General features: G+C 40.7%; 9 protein-coding genes. All 9 read left to right on the top strand.

The window, feature by feature from the left end:
* Positions 1 to 117: 117 nt before the first annotated feature.
* The 9 genes from EHW67_RS01570 to EHW67_RS01530 all read left to right on the top strand — a co-directional run bounded on the left by EHW67_RS01570 (position 118) and on the right by EHW67_RS01530 (position 17,474).
* The gene (locus EHW67_RS01570) at positions 118 to 2,160 is read left to right on the top strand and encodes a response regulator (RefSeq protein WP_126160585.1); all 2,043 of its coding nucleotides are present in this window, start codon (positions 118 to 120) and stop codon (positions 2,158 to 2,160) included.
* A 379-nt stretch (positions 2,161 to 2,539) separates the two neighbouring features.
* Positions 2,540 to 3,403, top strand: coding sequence for a UDP-2,3-diacylglucosamine diphosphatase (locus EHW67_RS01565; RefSeq protein WP_126160584.1), 864 nt, complete (start codon positions 2,540 to 2,542; stop codon positions 3,401 to 3,403).
* Positions 3,404 to 3,440: 37 nt separating this feature from the next.
* Positions 3,441 to 4,442 carry a glycosyltransferase family protein gene (locus EHW67_RS01560; protein WP_126160583.1) on the top strand — a complete coding sequence of 334 codons (1,002 nt, stop codon included), beginning with the start codon at positions 3,441 to 3,443 and terminating at the stop codon, positions 4,440 to 4,442.
* Between the two features lie 10 nt (positions 4,443 to 4,452).
* Positions 4,453 to 5,811, top strand: coding sequence for a GH1 family beta-glucosidase (locus EHW67_RS01555; protein WP_126160582.1), 1,359 nt, complete (start codon positions 4,453 to 4,455; stop codon positions 5,809 to 5,811).
* Positions 5,812 to 6,242: 431 nt separating this feature from the next.
* Entirely contained in the window at positions 6,243 to 6,743 is a 501-nt protein-coding gene (locus EHW67_RS01550) for a heme-binding domain-containing protein (RefSeq protein ID WP_126160581.1), read from the top strand.
* Between the two features lie 258 nt (positions 6,744 to 7,001).
* Positions 7,002 to 8,147 (top strand): FecR domain-containing protein, encoded by a 1,146-nt coding sequence (locus EHW67_RS01545; RefSeq protein ID WP_126160580.1) that lies wholly within the window; start codon positions 7,002 to 7,004, stop codon positions 8,145 to 8,147.
* Positions 8,148 to 8,281: 134 nt separating this feature from the next.
* The gene (locus EHW67_RS01540; RefSeq protein WP_126160579.1) at positions 8,282 to 11,851 is read left to right on the top strand and encodes a SusC/RagA family TonB-linked outer membrane protein; all 3,570 of its coding nucleotides are present in this window, start codon (positions 8,282 to 8,284) and stop codon (positions 11,849 to 11,851) included.
* Positions 11,852 to 11,863: 12 nt separating this feature from the next.
* Positions 11,864 to 13,600 (top strand): SusD/RagB family nutrient-binding outer membrane lipoprotein, encoded by a 1,737-nt coding sequence (locus EHW67_RS01535; RefSeq protein ID WP_126160578.1) that lies wholly within the window; start codon positions 11,864 to 11,866, stop codon positions 13,598 to 13,600.
* Between the two features lie 505 nt (positions 13,601 to 14,105).
* Positions 14,106 to 17,474 (top strand): SusC/RagA family TonB-linked outer membrane protein, encoded by a 3,369-nt coding sequence (locus tag EHW67_RS01530; protein ID WP_126160577.1) that lies wholly within the window; start codon positions 14,106 to 14,108, stop codon positions 17,472 to 17,474.
* Positions 17,475 to 17,480: the final 6 nt, after the last annotated feature.

The following is a 17,480-nucleotide window of genomic DNA, read 5'->3' as shown; positions in this document are numbered from 1 at the left end:
ACCCCTGTATTACTGCCGGCCTTGTAGTGCAATTTTTTATTAATTGTGATATCTTTGGGCAAATAGAAGAGTGTCACAGTGCCCACTAAACTTATACTGTTATAGTTAAACCGCAAGATGTCCATTAAATTTTCTAAAAGGGAATTAATATTCCCTATTGTCGTTTTTGTTATTTTAATGACCGTTGTTTCCATATTGTGGAACAACGCCTTACGGGAACAAAAGAACGCTCTTAGGGAAGAAATAAGTCATACTGGATTCTTAAGATACAAGGAGTTTATATACACCGGACAGAGCAGTATAGTGGCCTTGGAGAATTTAATGAGGCGGATTCAAATGACCAAAGGAGCTTATTTTGAGCATTGGGAAGATGAAGTAAAACTTATTTTAAGACAGAATAAATCCTTTAAATTCGTTGAGTGGATTGATAGTAGCATGGTAATCCAAAGAATTACCCCAATGGAAGGCAATGAGGAGGCCATTGGCCTGGATCTTTCCAAGCATCCTAGACGCGATGAATGGTTGGGGCATGTAAGGGATTCATCAACCAATATAACGTCCTGGACAAAGTTGACCCAAAAAGGTGAGGCATTTTTGTTGGATGTGCCGGTGTATTACGATGGGGCTTTTCAGGGCACCGTTACGGCAGGAATAGATTTCACCTCTACCTTTGACCACTTGATGTCCGGGATGGATATGTACGCCATAGAATTGACCGATGATATGGGGCGGGTATTCTACTCCTATAACACCCCTAGCCCCAATAGTATAGAGGACAATCTGGTCTATACACAATCCTATTCGGTAGATGATCTGGATGATCAGGTGTGGACCTTTTCCATGGCTCCCAGTGTGGTTGATATGTATTCCGAGAAAAAGCAGACTATGATGATATTTTTTGCTTTCGGGTTGGTATTGTCCCTGCTTACAAGCTCCCTGATATATTTTTACCAGGCTTCCAGAAAGGAAAACAGCCGTTTTAGGGAGTTGAATTTTAAACTGAGGGACGCAAATGTGAGCCTCAAAAAAGAGCGTATAAAGGCCGAAAAGGCTTCCAAGGCAAAAACGGAATTCGTCTCCAATATGAGCCACGAAATTAGAACCCCGTTAAACGCTATCATGGGCTTTATAGAAGTTTTAAAAGAGTCCAAATTGGATAGCTCCCTTATGGAGTACCTGTCCCTTATGGACGTTTCCTCAAAAAAATTGTTGCTGCTGGTCAATGATATTTTGGAAATAGACAAAATAGAGTCCGGGCGTATAGGTTTTAAAAAGGACGTTTTCTGCCCTTCACAGGAATTGGAAAATATAATTAGTATTTATAAGCCCAGTATTGAGGATAAGGGGCTCTATGCAAGGTTGGATTTTCATTCGCAAAGCAAGACCCATGTAATTGGTGATATGGGCAAATTTGGTCAGATCCTGACCAACCTATTGCGGAATGCCCTGAAATTTACTGAGCAGGGCGGTATAGAAGTGAGCTACGATGAAGCTGTGCAAGGCAACTCACTTAAGGTAGAAATTGGGGTGAAGGATACGGGAATAGGGATACCCAAAAACAAATTGAAATCCATTTTTGACCGCTTTACGCAGATAGATAGCGGGATAACAAAAAGACATGAAGGCAGTGGATTGGGACTCTATATTACCTATCTGTTGATAGAGCTGTTGGAAGGCCATATTGAAGTGGAAAGCACAGAAAATAAAGGTTCAGAATTTAAGATCAGTCTTAAATTCCCTATAACCGAAGTAGAACCGGAAGAAAAAGAAATAGCCAACAATGCTATAGATCTTAGCGGTTTCAAGGTTTTGATTGTTGACGATAATAAGGTGAATGTAGTGGTGCTTAAAAAGACCCTAGACACCTTTGGTGTTACATCATACTGGGTAGGCGATGGAAAAAAAGCCGTTGAGGCAGTCAGGGATAACGACTATGACCTAGTATTTATGGATATCCATATGCCGGAAATGGACGGCTTTGAAGCCACCGTTGAAATACGAAAAACCAATAAGGATATTGTAATCATTGGTTTTTCTGCCGATGTGACCAAGGAAACCATTCAGGTGGCCAAAGAGGTGGGGATGACCGATTATTTTACCAAACCTATTTCCTTTGATAAACTTAGACAAAATTTATCCAAATACCTTGTAAAGGTCTAGGCCCAAGTTCCCAATCGTATTCTTTGCTGTAATGTTAAGGGCTATTATATGGGTAATCCTTAATTTTTTGTCCCACACAAATAATACCCGGCCCCTTTCCCTTAGTGCTCCCTAGGCTTCCTAATGTCCTGTTGGCCAGGAGTAGGCCATGTATTCCCATGAACAGAATGTTAACCTTGCGCTAACCTAAGTTTAAAGTCCAGCCTGTAGCCTAATCCATTGGAAATTACAACCTTTGAAAGTATTCTGATTTTCCATGCATGAGAATTAATGTTGCTATAAACCTCCCTTTGCCAGCTAGGCTATGGATGCTTGGATTGGCTGTCTATCATATTAGCTATACAATCAAAATACCAACAAACCAAACCAACGCTGCCCTATGAAAAAAAGACCCGTAGAATTAGTGGTGTTGTCCGATGTACACTTGGGTACCTACGGATGTCATGCAAAAGAATTAGTGAAATATCTAAAATCCATTAAGCCAAAAGAAGTGGTCTTAAATGGTGATATCATAGATATCTGGCAATTTAGCAAACGCTATTGGCCAAAATCGCATATGAAGGTGGTCAAGATAATTATGAAGTGGGTTGCCGATGGGGTTAAAGTGCATTATGTAGTAGGGAACCACGATGAGATGCTACGGAAATTCCTGGGTTTTCAATTGGGCTCTTTTAGTATTGTGAACAAAGTGGTTCTGGAAGTGAACGGGAAGAAGGCCTGGATGTTTCATGGAGATGTTTTTGATTTAACCATGCAACATTCCAAATGGATTGCAAAATTGGGGGCCACAGGTTATGACATGTTGATTTTGCTCAACAGGGCTATTAATTATTTTAGTAAAAAGATGGGGAAAGGCCCGGTTTCCATGTCAAAAAAAATTAAGAACAGTGTTAAGTCGGCCGTTAAGTTCATAAACGATTTTGAACAGATCGCTGCCGATATTGCCATAGACAATGTATACGATTATGTGGTTTGTGGACATATTCACCAACCCGAAATAAAGGAAATTACCACAGATAAGGGTAAGGTGACCTATCTAAATTCTGGGGATTGGATAGAGAATTTAACTAGTTTGGAGTTTAATAAGGGAGCATGGAGGTTGTATCACTATATGGATGACGTGGCAGTCATAGACAAGGACGATAGCCAGTATGAGACGACTGAAGATATCCTGGATAAAAACCAGCTTTTTAAAAATTTGGTAGAGGAGTTTCAATTATTGGCCTCGGTAGGTGATAAATAAATTTTTCACCAAATTTACCTACATTAAAATAAATACTATGAAGATACTTTATGCCATTCAGGGGACTGGCAATGGGCATTTAAGTAGGGCAAGGGATGTTATACCCGCACTGCAAAAAAAAGACGTAAAATTGGATATCCTGGTCAGCGGGATACAGGCAGATATAGAGATTCCGCATCCCGTTAAATACCGATTAAAAGGGTTGAGTTTTATTTTTGGAAAACAAGGCAATGTTAATCTGTGGCGTACCTACCTAAAAGCCAACGCCACAAGATTGCAGCAGGAAATACGGTCTATCCCCACCAAGGATTACGATCTGGTCCTGAACGATTTTGAGCCCGTAACGGCCTGGGCCTGTAAAATGCAGAACAAACCGTGCATAGGGTTCAGTCACCAAGCGGCAGTACTTTCTGCCTTAGCCCCAAAACCTAAGAAAAGTGATAGAATGGGGAAGTTTATCCTAAAAAATTATGCCCCTACTACCACGGCATACGGCCTTCATTTTAAACCATATGACAATAGGATCTTTTCCCCTATCATTAGGCAAGATATTAGAATGGCCAAGATTGGCACAGAAGAACATTATACCGTATACCTGCCCTCCTATAGCGATGGAAGAATATTAAAAGTGCTTTCAGAACTTAGCCATATAAAATGGGAGGTTTTTTCCAAACATAACGCAAATGAATTCGTAGGAAAGAATATCAGTATAAGGCCCATTACCAATGAGGCATTTGTAGATAGCATGGCCAGGGCAAAGGGAGTACTCTGCGGTGCGGGCTTTGAAACCCCGGCCGAGGCCTTGTACCTTAAAAAGAAATTGATGGTGATCCCTATGAAAGGGCAATATGAGCAGCAATGCAATGCAGCGGCCCTAAAGGAAATGGGGGTTCCTGTAATAAAGTCGTTAAAGAGCAAGCACTTGGGAAAAATAAGGGAGTGGCTGGAGAATGATAGGATAATAGAAGTGGACTACCAGGATCAGACAGAGAGGATCATAGAGCAGATTCTGGAAGAGGCAAGTCTTACTTTAAAATAGCTACCTTAGTATGCCTGCTAAACAGGATCAATTTGAATTACAAGCGGCCGACTTTGGAGAGGAATTTGTATGGGGGGTGTCTACCGCGGCCTTTCAGATAGAAGGGGCACATAATCTGCACAATAAGGGAACAAGTATTTGGGACGAGTTTACGGCCAAAAAAGGGAACACTTATAAGGATCAGCACGCCGAGGAGGCATGTGATTTCTACAATAGGTACAAAGAGGATATCCTTTTAATGAAGAGGATGAATATTGGCCACTTTAGGTTTTCCCTGTCATGGACCAGATTACTGCCCAATGGAACCGGGGAATTGAATGCCTTGGGAGTGGAGTTTTATGACAAGGTCATTGATTTTTGCTTGGAGTGCGGTATTGAACCCTGGGTAACCTTATACCACTGGGACCTGCCCCTTGCCCTAGAGAAAAAAGGGGGCTGGGCCAACAGGAAGATCGTGGAATGGTTTGAAGAATATGCAAGGGTTTGTGCCAATAGTTTTGGGGATAGGGTAAAAAACTGGATGGTGCTAAATGAGCCCATGGTCTTTACCGGGGCCGGTTATTTTTTGGGAGTACATGCCCCCGGTAAAAAGGGATTGGGCAATTTTTTGCCCGCCGTGCACCATGCCGTACTTTGTCAGGCTGCTGGTGGTAGGATACTCCGTAAGTGGGTGGCAGGGGCCAATATTGGAACCACTTTTTCCTGCTCCCAGATTAGTCCGTACCGCAACACGGCCAAGGACCATAGGGCAGCAGAAAAGGCAGATGCCATGCTTAACCGACTTTTTATAGAGCCATTGCTGGGTATGGGCTACCCCATGGATTCAGTGCCGGTATTAAAACGTATGCAAGAATATATATTGCCCGGAGACCTGGAGCGGTCAGTGTTCAATTTCGATTTTATCGGTTTGCAAAATTATACCCGCGAAAAGGTAAAACACTCCTATTTTGTTCCATACCTAAGGGCCAAAATTGTAAAAGCCTCCAAACGAAAGGTAAAAACCACCCTGATGGATTGGGAGGTTTATCCGGCCAGTATTTATAATATGATAAAGAAATTCAACAGCTATAAGGCAATAGGTAAGATTATTATTACCGAAAATGGAGCTGCTTTTGAGGATGTATATCGGCAAGGGAAGATAGTCGATACCGATAGACTGCACTATCTGCAATCGTATATAAGGCAAATTCACAGGGCCAAGCAGGAAGGTTGTAGGGTGGACGGTTACTTTGTCTGGACATTTACCGATAATTTTGAATGGGCAGAAGGGTATTACCCAAGATTTGGACTGGTGTACGTTGACTTTTCCAGTCAGAAAAGGACGGTAAAACTATCAGGGAAATGGTATAGTAAATTCTTAAAAGGTTAAGTACAAAGTTTGCTAGTTGGAAAGGTGTTGTTTTTCAGGGAGGTAGGCTCTTTTTGCAAGTGGTGCTATGTTAAGGGGTAAACAAAAAAACCGATGAGAACATCGGTTTGGAATAGCTAACTCAAATCATATTATAAGAACGTCTCCTTTGTCAGGTCGGTCCAAAAATAGGACTAAATAGTGGCTTGTTGTGTTAATAGAAGATAATCAATAGGTTAGAAAAACTTTAGCATTGTATAAACTGTAAGGGGATTTAGGCGTACATCATTTTTTTTAAAAAAACTTGACTAGTGGCATTTCTGGACAAAGGGACATATAGTCTCCTTGGTGGCTCTTTGTAAATTACCTGTCTATAATTTGCTATATTAGTTGTGGCAACCTATTAAGGAAATGAGGAAGACTTTAGGTAACAACAAAAATACATACTCAATATGCTAAAAAAAATAGTAATAGGCCTGGGCGTTGTACTGCTTCTTATTCAATTTGTAAAACCAGCGAAGAACAATTCCAATGATAATACATTTGCGCTTTCCAACAAATATAAGGTTCCCCAAGATGTAGGCCATTTGCTGGAAGTGTCCTGCAATGATTGTCATTCAAATAAAACGGAATACCCTTGGTATTCCAATATACAACCCGTGGCCTGGTGGCTAAATAACCATGTAACGGATGGCAAGCGACATCTGAACTTTTCAAATTTTACCCAGCTGCCTTTGGCGGTTCAAAACCACAAGTTTGAGGAAATTGTGGAAATGGTAGAAGAACAAGAAATGCCCATACCTTCCTATACCTATTTTGGCTTGCATCCAGAAGCTGATCTTTCCAAAGAGCAACAAGAGAAAATAATGGCGTGGGCCAAAAATCAAATGGCCTATTTAAAGGCCAATTACCCCGCAGATAGTCTGGTAAGAAAGCCTAGGAAAAGAAAGTAAGTTTTTAAGATAAGGCCTAAGCATTATAGCGCTTGGGCTATGCTCTGCGGTGAATTGCGTTTGCCATTGCTTTTAAATGCTTTCTGTGGTATTTATCTTAAGATTGTCCCCTGTACTGCTAATTGAAAAAGTGAGATATGCTGTTTAATTTGTGTCTTCTTCCTGCTTTGTTTTAAAAGCAAATTAAAAATCTATTTTTTTTCTAAAAAACCTAGGGTAGTCTAAAAAGCTTTCGTCATAACTTATATAATCGACGAAATGATACCATCCGATATAGAAAAGGGTATTCAAAGATACCTCGCCAATACAGCAAGCGAAAAAGAATTGAAAGACTTGGGAGAGTGGGTAAAAGACCCTTCCAATGAAAAGCTTTTCAAGGAATATGTTTTGTTGCACCATGCTATTAATACAGGGCTTAATGAGATAGATGATAGGCCGGGGAAAGATCGCTTGTTTCGTGAAATTGGAAAAAAAGACGCTCCAGCTCCTAGGTTGAAAAATAGGATACTGTTTAAGCTTGTGGCGGTTTTTTTGGTTGTTCTTGGGCTGGCTTATCTGTACTATCAAAACTTCAGCCATAATGAACAACAGCAATTTATAGATCCCAATCAGATAACCCTTCAATTGGAAAATGGCAACATAATGGTCATTGATGAAGAGGGCAAACGCAAGATAACCGATGCCAAAGGAAATGAGGTGGGGGTTCAGAAGGGGAATACCCTTAGTTATGGTAGTGGACAGGAATCAGAAGAACTGGTATATAATCAACTTAATATCCCCAATGGGAAGCAGTTTGAATTGGAATTGGCCGATGGCAGCACCGTATTCCTAAATTCTGGTTCTTCCATAAAATATCCAGTAAGCTTCTTGCCGGGAAAGACAAGGGAAATAAGTCTGGAAGGGGAGGCCTATTTTAAGGTAGAAAAAGACAGTGCCAGTCCGTTTGTTGTCAATGTAGGGGACTTAAGGGTGCGTGTTCTGGGGACCGAATTTAATCTTTCTTCCTACCCTGAGGATAATGATGTTACCGCAGTTTTGGTCGAAGGCTCGGTTGGGCTGTACAACAAGGAGGTTTACCGTGCGGAGACGGCCACTATTATGAAGCCCGGTTTTAGGGGGGTGTATAGCAACGGTAACATAACTTTGGATGAAGTGGATACCACTCTTTACACCAGCTGGAAAACAGGGAAACTGGTATTCAGAAGTATGCAGTTTAAAAATATCGTTAAAAAATTGGAACGCGCTTACAATGTCAGGATTGTAAACAATAATAAGGAACTGGGCGAACAATATTTTAGCGCCAGTTTTGATAAGGATGAGCTAATGGAGCAAATCTTTGCTTCCTTTAGAACAAGCTATAGGTTTACCTATATGATTGAAAATGATAAAATAACAATAAACTAAAATCCGATCATTATATGAATTAAACGAAATAAACCAAAAATCGAGTTTTAAAAAAAACTGGAAGATGCGCGAACATCTCCCAGCTAAATACCAATGAGCAAATAAATACTCATCAAAATAATCTATACAAAAATATGAAAATCCTTCTTAAAATTAGGAGTAGGCTTCTGTGTCCTCCGGAATTGAGCTTAAAAATGAAATTAACCACCCTTTTGCTGTTCATTGCCCTGTTTAATATTAGGGCCAATAATTATGCGCAAAACACGCGTATAAGCCTGGATCTTAAAGAGGTCCCTATAGAAAAGGTGCTAAACGTGATAGAATCCAATACAGAGTTTAAGTTTCTGTACAATTTAAAGGATGTGGACATTAATAAACTTGTTACCATAAAGGTTTCCAAGGAAAAGGTGAAACATATATTAAATAGGCTTTTCCTGAATACAAATGTGTCCTATGAAGTGTTGGACAAACATATAATCTTAAAAATAAACAAAGACAAACCTCTTAAAAGTAGCTCCCCAAAAGTAGAAAAATTGGAACAGACCCAAGTTCAGGGTACCGTAAAGGATAGCGATGGAATGATTTTAGCGGGTGCTAATGTGGTTATAAAGGGGACCGCCAAAGGGGTAGTGACCGATTTTGATGGCTATTTTAGTATTGCTGTACCCAATCCGCAAAGCGTGCTGGTCTTCTCCTATATAGGGATGCAGACCAAAGAGGTTGTTGTGGGGAACAACACTAATCTAGATGTTGTGATGAACCCTTCTGCGCAAAAAATGGACGAAGTAGTGGTTACGGCTTTGGGAATGAAGCGGGAAAAAAGAGCCTTGGGATACGCTGTAGGAGAAGTTGATGGCGAGGAAATGAACTTGGTGCCCCAAGAAAATGCCTTGGGGGGGTTAAGTAGTAGGGTTTCTGGTTTGGATATTAGAAGGGCCGGAAACGACTTAAATGCAGAAACCTATGTGTATATAAGGGGTAGGACTTCTTTGTCTGGAAATGATGAGCCTTTGGTTGTTGTAGATGGTTCACCTGTTGGGAGTACTGCTGTTTTGGGTAATATAAGCGCTATGAACATTGCCAGCGTATCTATACTTAAAGGAGCAAGTGCAGCTGCCCTATACGGATCCAGAGCAGGTAACGGTGTAATCCTAGTAACTACTAAATCTGGAGAGGGTCTTAAAAAAGGGATTGGTGTGTCAGTCTCCTCTACAATCACTTTAAATACGCCCTATAAATATTTTGAAACTCAAGATAGATTTACCAACGGGCAAAGAGGTATTTTTGATGAGGCCACATGGCAGCACTGGTACGGTCCTGAAGAGGGAGGCTCTGCAATACAATGGAATAGCAATGGTGAGGCAGTACCATTAAAGTTTTATGATGACCCCCAAAAAGAATACTTTAGAACAGGTGTGACCACTATAAATGATGCCAGTATAAGTGGGAATTATGACAAGGGTAACTTTAGATTGGCAATATCCCATTTAAAGGGGGAAGGCTACTCCCCTGGAACCGAACTTCAAAAGCTTGGGGTCCGACTGAATACGGCGTATAGATTAACGGATAATGTAACCGTTTCTACTAACATTGATATTTCCAACCCCAATTCAGATAATAATCCAGTTCGATATCTAAGTGGGGACAATCAATATTTTGATCTGTTCAATATTGCGCCACATATAAATATCAATGACCTAAAGGGAGACTATTGGGAAACACCAAACGTTGAACAGCGAAAGGTTACGGAAGGTTACAACAACCCTTGGTTCTCCGCCAATGAACGGAAAAACAAATTTGACAAACTAAGTGGATTTGGAAATATTAAGCTGGACTGGGAAATTACCTCAAATTTTAATGCTATGGCCCGTGTGGCCTATAGTGGTAATTACAATAAACAGGAAACGCTAAAACCATGGTCTTTTCAAGGATTTGGTGGTGGCACCACCAAACCAACAGGGGCGTATAACCTAGATCTTAGTAATTCTAAGGAAACCAATGTGGATGTTTTGTTTGCCTATGATAAAAAAATTGGGGATTTCAGAATAACTCCTTCTGTAGGTGGAAATATATTGAACAGTGAGGTAAACACCTATAATTCCGGTGGTGACAATTTAGTGCTCCCTGGCCTGTTTACACTATCCAATGTAAGCAGAGGAGGTTTGGAATACAGTAGTGGAACTTTTAAAAAGGCGGTATATAGTGTTTATGGATTGGCTACTTTGAGTTATAAAAATATGCTTTTCCTGGATTTAACGGCTCGTAACGATTGGTCCAGTACCCTTCCTAAGGAGAACAGTTCTTACTTTTACCCCTCCGCTTCGGGAAGTGTTCTGGTTTCTGAAATGCTAGAAATGCCATCTTGGGTTTCATTACTTAAAATCCGTTCTGGATGGGCTCAGGTAGGAAAGGATACGGAACCTTATTTAATACACCCAACTTTGACCCAGGGATTTTGGGGAGATGATTTTACCTATTCGCTTCCAAGCAGTATGCCAAATACCAAGCTAAAACCGGAAATAGCTACTTCTTATGAGGTAGGTGCTGATTTAGGCTTTTTTAAAGGTAGATTGGGGCTGGAGGCAACCTATTACAAGACCCAAAACAAAAACCAAATTTTAAATGTGAATGTCTCTCCCCTTACGGGGTATACCAGTACCACCATTAATGCTGGAAATGTAGAAAATTACGGAGTAGAATTTGGATTGAATATGGTTCCTGTTAGAACGGAAGATTTTGAATGGAACATGAACTTTAATTTCACCACACAGGAAAGTAAATTGGTGGAATTGGTAGACGGTATTGATCTTGTTAGGTTTGGAGGAGGTACAGATGGTGGTGCCCATACAAAAGTAGGTGGCATCATTGGAGACATGTATTCCCCTTATATAAAAAAGGTAGAGGAAGGTGAGTATGCGGGATGGAACATATTGGATTCCAATGGTAGATGGGAAGTTGATAGAACTCGGGAAAACCAAGTTAAGATGGGGAATTTTAACAACGATTTCGCTGTGGGGATGAACACTTCCATTAGGTATAAAAACTTCACCCTCTCTGCTAGTTTCGATTGGAGACAAGGTGGTGATTTCTACTCAGAATCCATGAAGAGAATGGCTCGTTCCGGAAAAATTGAGGACTGGCAAAATGGGGTCAGCTCCAGTACCTATTCTGGAATCTTGGACGCTAATTCTTTTGGGGATAGGGCAGCATTGGCCAATGAAATTAAAAATAACCCTATATACCGTGACAATGATGTCTGGGTTGGAGGAAGAAATCAGGAATTAGGTGGATTTGAATTTAACGGGAATTACAACGGAGCTTTCTTTCCAGGTGTAATAGACAATGGCGATGGCACCTATACCGAAAACTTTGGGGATGAAGGCACTATATTATTTGATGCCTATAGGGTAGTAGAGTCTAGTGGTAGTTTCTGGAGAACTGGTTATGCATTCTTGTACGACGCTTCCTTTGTAAAGTTAAGGGACGTTACCATGACCTATGCCCTACCTGCCAAATGGGCCAAGTTTATTTCAGCCGATAATGTGGCTATTTCCGTTTATGCCAAAAACATTATGCTTTGGACCAAAGCAGGAATCGGAATAGACCCAGAACTAGCCTATGATCAAGGCGCCCAAGGTTTTGAAGAATGGAACGTGGCCCCATGGACCGCTCCAGTAGGCCTTAGACTAAACATGAGTTTCTAAAAAATAATAAAGATGACTAGAATTAAGAATAATATAATTGCACTGTTACTGCCCATGGTGGTACTTTTTGCTACATCCTGCACTGAATCTTTGGAGGAAATAAATGTAAGCCCCAATAGTTTGCCGGATACAGAGATAGATATAAAATTTGTACTTACAGGTATTTTGTCCCAATCGGCAACCATGACTTCTGAACTTAATATGAGTGCGTCAGAGATTAGTGCTGCCACCCAATACTTGCAACGTGATTTTACAAGTTACGACCGATTTAATTTTAACTGGCAGGCTTCCAGTTATGCAAGCTATTACGAGCCATTGAAGGATAGTAAATACATCTTCGATAGGGCAGAGGTGGAAAAAACAGGTGTGGTAAAAGACTACTATCAGGGGGTGGCCCTTATCATGAAATCTTATTGGTATGGGATGTTAACGTCTCTTTTTGGTGATTTGCCTTATACGAATGCCCTACAAGCAGAAAATGGGGGGGACGAATTCTTTAAACCTGTATATGATGATCAGCTGACTATTTTTAAGGGAATACTAAACAATTTGGCACAAGCAAATACCCTTCTTACAGGAGCTGGGGTCATACAAGAAGTTGCAGATGCTGACCTTATATATCACGGAGATGCCTTAAAGTGGCGTAAACTGGCCAACTCCTTACGCCTTAGGTATTATATGCGTTTATCAGAAAAGGGAGGGTTGGATATTGATCCAGCCGCGGAAATTTCAGCTATAGTAGGAAATAGTGCAGAGTATCCTATTTTAGAAGACAATGACGATAATGCGGCCATCGGATTTGTTGGGACCAATAGCGACAACAGTTGGTACGGAGGCCCCTTAAGAAGTAGTAACCGCTCTGAATTTTATCGTAGAAAACCATCAGCTACTATTGTGGATGATTTAACGGCCTTGGACGATCCAAGATTAACGAGTTGGGTGCGACCGGTAGATGTTCAAATTTTTGAGGGAACCACCGATGAAATTGTACAGGAAGATGGCGTCTTAAAACGATATACCACTGTAGATGTAGACGCAATAAATAATGATGGGAATAAGGAGAACGATGTGAATACCTCCCTTTTTGTTGGTTTGCCAGTTGCCTTGACGGATCCTAACCAATTTCACAAATTTGCAGATGGTATCAATGCCAATGAGGTAATTGCGTCTCTAGATGAAAGTGTTTATCTCGCTGCAGCATCCAACCCCCATGCTTCGTATCTAACTGAAATGTATGCCGAGGATGCCAACCCATTGGTTAAGGCAGTGCTGATGAATGCTGCCGAGGTACAATTTATTTTGGCCGAGGCAAGTGTGAGAGGGTGGATATCCAATAGCGCATTGGATTATTATAATAGCGGCATTCTATTGTCAATGGGACAGTATGGAATTACGGACGGGGATCCCTCTGCGGTGTATGATAAGGAAAATAACATCCTTATTCCTTATGATGAAGGGTTATATATGGCGCAGGCAGAACAGATCTTTAATGATGCCACAGATAAATTGGAGCCTATTATGCACCAAAAATGGATTTCCCAATGGCTTACTCCAGAATCATGGTTTGATTGGCGTAGAACAGGCCTTCCAAATTTAAGGGTCAACGTTATAGCAGGGACCAAGGGACAAGAAATACCTGTTAGGTTTTATTATGATGATCCTTATAATGAAGAGAATATGTTGCAGGCCATAGGTAAATTGCAGCCTGCTGAAAACGATCAGTGGTCTAAAATGTGGTTGCTACAGTAAGGTAGTTTTATTTATATTAATTGGTTGGGCCGGGCTTGGATACGTTTTGTATCCTGGCCTGGTTTGTTTTTACGGAAAAACAAATAAGAAAGCTAAATGTTTAGGGATACATTAATTATTTTAGGGTCTATTGTTTAAAAAATTAAAATTTTATTACTATAATTGCTTAATCGATAAAGCGATTGGGTTGTATAGCGTTTATTCTTAACATTATAGTAATCTAAAGATGCTTAATCGATAAAGCCTGTATAAGGTTAAAGACTTAATATTATAGCGGGAAATTTAGGCCTGTGAAGCTAATCATGTGTAATCCATTACATGGTTATTGCAACAGAAGGAACAACAGCCTACCCGAGTGCTTAAAATTACATGCTACTAAAACTATAAACTGAAAAACATATGAAATAAACCAAATGAACAGCAACACATTATAACAATTGGAAAATGCGCGAACACTTTTCAATTAAGAGTAACTAAATACCCATCAAATAATCAATTCTAAATTATGAAAACCCTTTTTAACGTTAGGAGTAGGCGGTCCTGCCTTCCTATCAACAATTTAAAAATCACACTGACTATCTCGCTGTTATACTGTGCCCTATTAAATGTTAGTGCACACGTTCATGAAGCTGCCGAGCCCACACTTTTTGGTACAGATATTATTAGTAACGAATTGGAAGAATTCGATATTGCTGCACAACAAATTGAAATATCCGGTACTGTAAAAGATGTTGATGGTGAGGTATTACCTGGAGCAAACATCGTTTTAAAAGGAACCTCCAAAGGGGTTGTTTCCGATTTTGACGGAAATTTCACTATTAGTGTTCCTAATGCACAGGCCGTTCTTGTTGTTTCCTACATTGGTATGGAAACCAAGGAAGTGGTTGTAGGCAATCAAACTTCCATAGAGGTGCTATTGGATTATGCCGCTGAAAAAATGGACGAGGTCGTGGTTACGGCCTTGGGTATGAAACGGGAAAAAAAGGCTTTGGGATATGCCGTAGCGGTAGTGGAAGCCGAAGCATTGAATCAACAGCCCAATACCAATGTGTTGAGTGGACTTTCCGGTAAAATGTCGGGCGTGCAAATAAACGAAATGGGGGGTGATATTAATGCTGAAATGAATGTGATTATTAGAGGTCAGACTTCTTTGACCAGTAACAACGAGCCCCTGCTTGTTATTGACGGTTCTCCTGTTGGTAATACGGCCGCGATGCGCGATATAAGCTCATTGGATGTAGCCAGTATTTCGGTTCTAAAAGGAGCAAGTGCTGCTGCCCTTTATGGTTCAAGGGCCGGTAACGGGGTAATTCTTATTACTACTAATTCTGGTGAGGGCGCTAAAAAAGGAATCGGGGTCTCATTCACACAGAGCACAACGCTGAGCGTACCCTATAATTATTTTGATTTACAAAATGATTTCACCACTGGTCAAAAGGGCCAGTTTAACGAATCGTCTTGGCAGTATTGGTATGGCCCAAGAGCAGGTGTTGAGGTAGTACAATGGAATACTGATGGGCAGCCCCAACCTCTAGTGATGTATGATAATAGTTTACAGGATTTCTTTCAAACAGGGCTATCCACCCAGACCGATGCCAGTGTAAGTGGCAATTATGATCGAGGTAGTTTTAACCTGTCCATTAATCACATGAAAAGTGATGGAATTACCCCTGGAATGGAGTTGAAAAGAATTGGGTTTTCGTTGGCTACTAGCTATAAGATAACCGACAAGGTAAAACTCACTGCCAATATTACTATTTCCAAACCTTCATCGGATAATTTGCCCTTAACGAACAACGGAAATGATGATATATATATGGATATTTTCGCCAACCCGCCGCATGTGAATATCAATGATCTTAAGGATTATTGGGAAGTAGAGGGTGCGCAACAAAGAAGAGCTGGGGCTCTTCCTAATAACCCATGGTTCTCTGCCTATGAAAGGGACAGAACCTTGGATCAGATCCGTGGCTTTGGAAATATGCGATTGGATATTGATATTTTACCTGGGTTAACAGCCATGGGTCGTGTAGCTTATAGCGCCAATAACGAGAAGATTGAGTCCATTTACCCTTGGTCTTATGACGGATTTGGTAGTTCTGCCGTAAAACCATTTGGGGCATACGAACAAACCAAGCTGGATGAAAGGGAGGCCAACATAGATTTCTTAATTTCTTATGATAAAAAAGTAGGTGATTTTAGAATCAACCCTTCTGTGGGTGGTAACTATTTAAATAGTAGAAATACAAGTCTTTATGGAGGAGGTGATGTTCTTACATTGCCAGGCCTATATACCCTGTCCAATGTGGCTAGGCCAGGGCTGGGTTATAACTCGGGCGTGTTTGAAAAGGAAATTTACAGTCTGTACGGATTGGCATCCTTAAGTTTCAAGGAAATGGTTTACCTGGATTTAACGGCCCGTAACGATTGGTCCAGTACCCTTCCAAAAGAAAATAGATCTTATTTCTATCCTTCGGCCTCCCTAAGTATGTTGGTTTCGGAAATGACCAAGATGCCCAGTTGGGTTTCCTTGGTAAAATTGCGGACCGGTTGGGCAGAAGTTGGAAAGGATACCGATCCGTATACAATAAATCCAATATTGAATCAAACATTTTGGGGTAATACCATTCAATATTCCGTACCTGGGAGTTTGCCCAACACTGAGCTTAAGCCAGAAATAGCCACTTCTTATGAAGTTGGGGCCGATCTAGGTTTCTTTGGCAATAGGGTTGTATTTGATGGTACTTGGTACAGGACACAAAATAGGAATCAAATTATTGGGGTAACAACATCACCTATGTCCGGTTTTAGTAGCGCAACAATTAATGCGGGCAACGTCCAAAACACTGGGATAGAATTGGCTTTGAATACGGTGCCGGTACGTATGGCTGATTTTGAATGGAATTTAGGGTTCAATTTTACCAAACAGGAAAGTAGATTGGTGGAATTGGTTGATGGTATTGATAGGATTAGTGTAGGTAACGCGGGAAGTTTAAAACAGCAGACCTTTGTTGGTGGTATTATTGGCGACCTATATTCTACCAGTGTGTTAAGGGTGGAAGAAGGTGAATACGAAGGCTGGCCCATATTAAACAATAATGGTGGTCTCACATTTCAAAAAGATGATGCACTTAAGCCAAAGGTGGGTAAGAGCACCAATGACTTCATCATGGGAATGAATACTTCTGTAAAGTATAAGAATTTAACCTTGTCCGCCAATATAGATTGGAGGCAAGGGGGGAATTTCTACTCCGAGACCATGAAGCGAACAGCACGTTCTGGTTGGATTGATAAATGGCAAGGTGATGCCGGTACCTATAGTGGAGTTTTGGGCTCCAATTCTTTTAACGGAGATAGAACTGCACTTGCGAATGAAATAAAGTCCAACCCTGAAATATATCAAGCCGATAACGTTTGGATAGGGGGTAGGGATGCACAAACTGGTGGTTTTGAGTACAACGGATTTAATAATGGATCTTTCTGGCCTGGAGTAATAGATAATGGTGATGGCACCTATACCGAAAACTTTGGTGCTCCTGGAACTGTGTTGTTCGATGCTTATAAAGTTGTGGAACCGGGTGGTGGCCTATGGGATGTGGGCTCTTCCTTTATGTATGACCTCTCTTTTATTAAGTTAAGGAATATTACGCTTACCTATGATTTGCCTAATTCATTTGCCTCTAAGATTTCGGCCCAAAGGGTTTCATTTTCAATTTTCACAAAGAATATCATGTTGTGGAATGCAGCTGATATTGGTATAGATCCTGAACTTGCTTATTATCAGAATAAGGGTTCTTACGATATAGGAAAAGAAAAATGGAACGCCCTCCCATGGGTGGCCCCCGTAGGATTTACAATTAATTTGACATTTTAAATAGAG

This window comes from Arenibacter aquaticus, assembly GCF_003957295.1.
GTDB lineage: Bacteria > Bacteroidota > Bacteroidia > Flavobacteriales > Flavobacteriaceae > Arenibacter > Arenibacter aquaticus.
This window is presented reverse-complemented; position numbering and strand designations above follow the sequence as displayed.

Excerpts from the sequence above, each read along its gene's own strand:
- EHW67_RS01570 (WP_126160585.1), top strand. The coding sequence starts at position 118 with ATGTCCATTAAATTTTCTAAAAGGGAATTAATATTCCCTATTGTCGTT.
- EHW67_RS01565 (WP_126160584.1), top strand. The coding sequence starts at position 2,540 with ATGAAAAAAAGACCCGTAGAATTAGTGGTGTTGTCCGATGTACACTTG.
- EHW67_RS01560 (WP_126160583.1), top strand. The coding sequence starts at position 3,441 with ATGAAGATACTTTATGCCATTCAGGGGACTGGCAATGGGCATTTAAGT.
- EHW67_RS01555 (WP_126160582.1), top strand. The coding sequence starts at position 4,453 with ATGCCTGCTAAACAGGATCAATTTGAATTACAAGCGGCCGACTTTGGA.
- EHW67_RS01550 (WP_126160581.1), top strand. The coding sequence starts at position 6,243 with ATGCTAAAAAAAATAGTAATAGGCCTGGGCGTTGTACTGCTTCTTATT.
- EHW67_RS01545 (WP_126160580.1), top strand. The coding sequence starts at position 7,002 with ATGATACCATCCGATATAGAAAAGGGTATTCAAAGATACCTCGCCAAT.
- EHW67_RS01540 (WP_126160579.1), top strand. The coding sequence starts at position 8,282 with ATGAAAATCCTTCTTAAAATTAGGAGTAGGCTTCTGTGTCCTCCGGAA.
- EHW67_RS01535 (WP_126160578.1), top strand. The coding sequence starts at position 11,864 with ATGACTAGAATTAAGAATAATATAATTGCACTGTTACTGCCCATGGTG.
- EHW67_RS01530 (WP_126160577.1), top strand. The coding sequence starts at position 14,106 with ATGAAAACCCTTTTTAACGTTAGGAGTAGGCGGTCCTGCCTTCCTATC.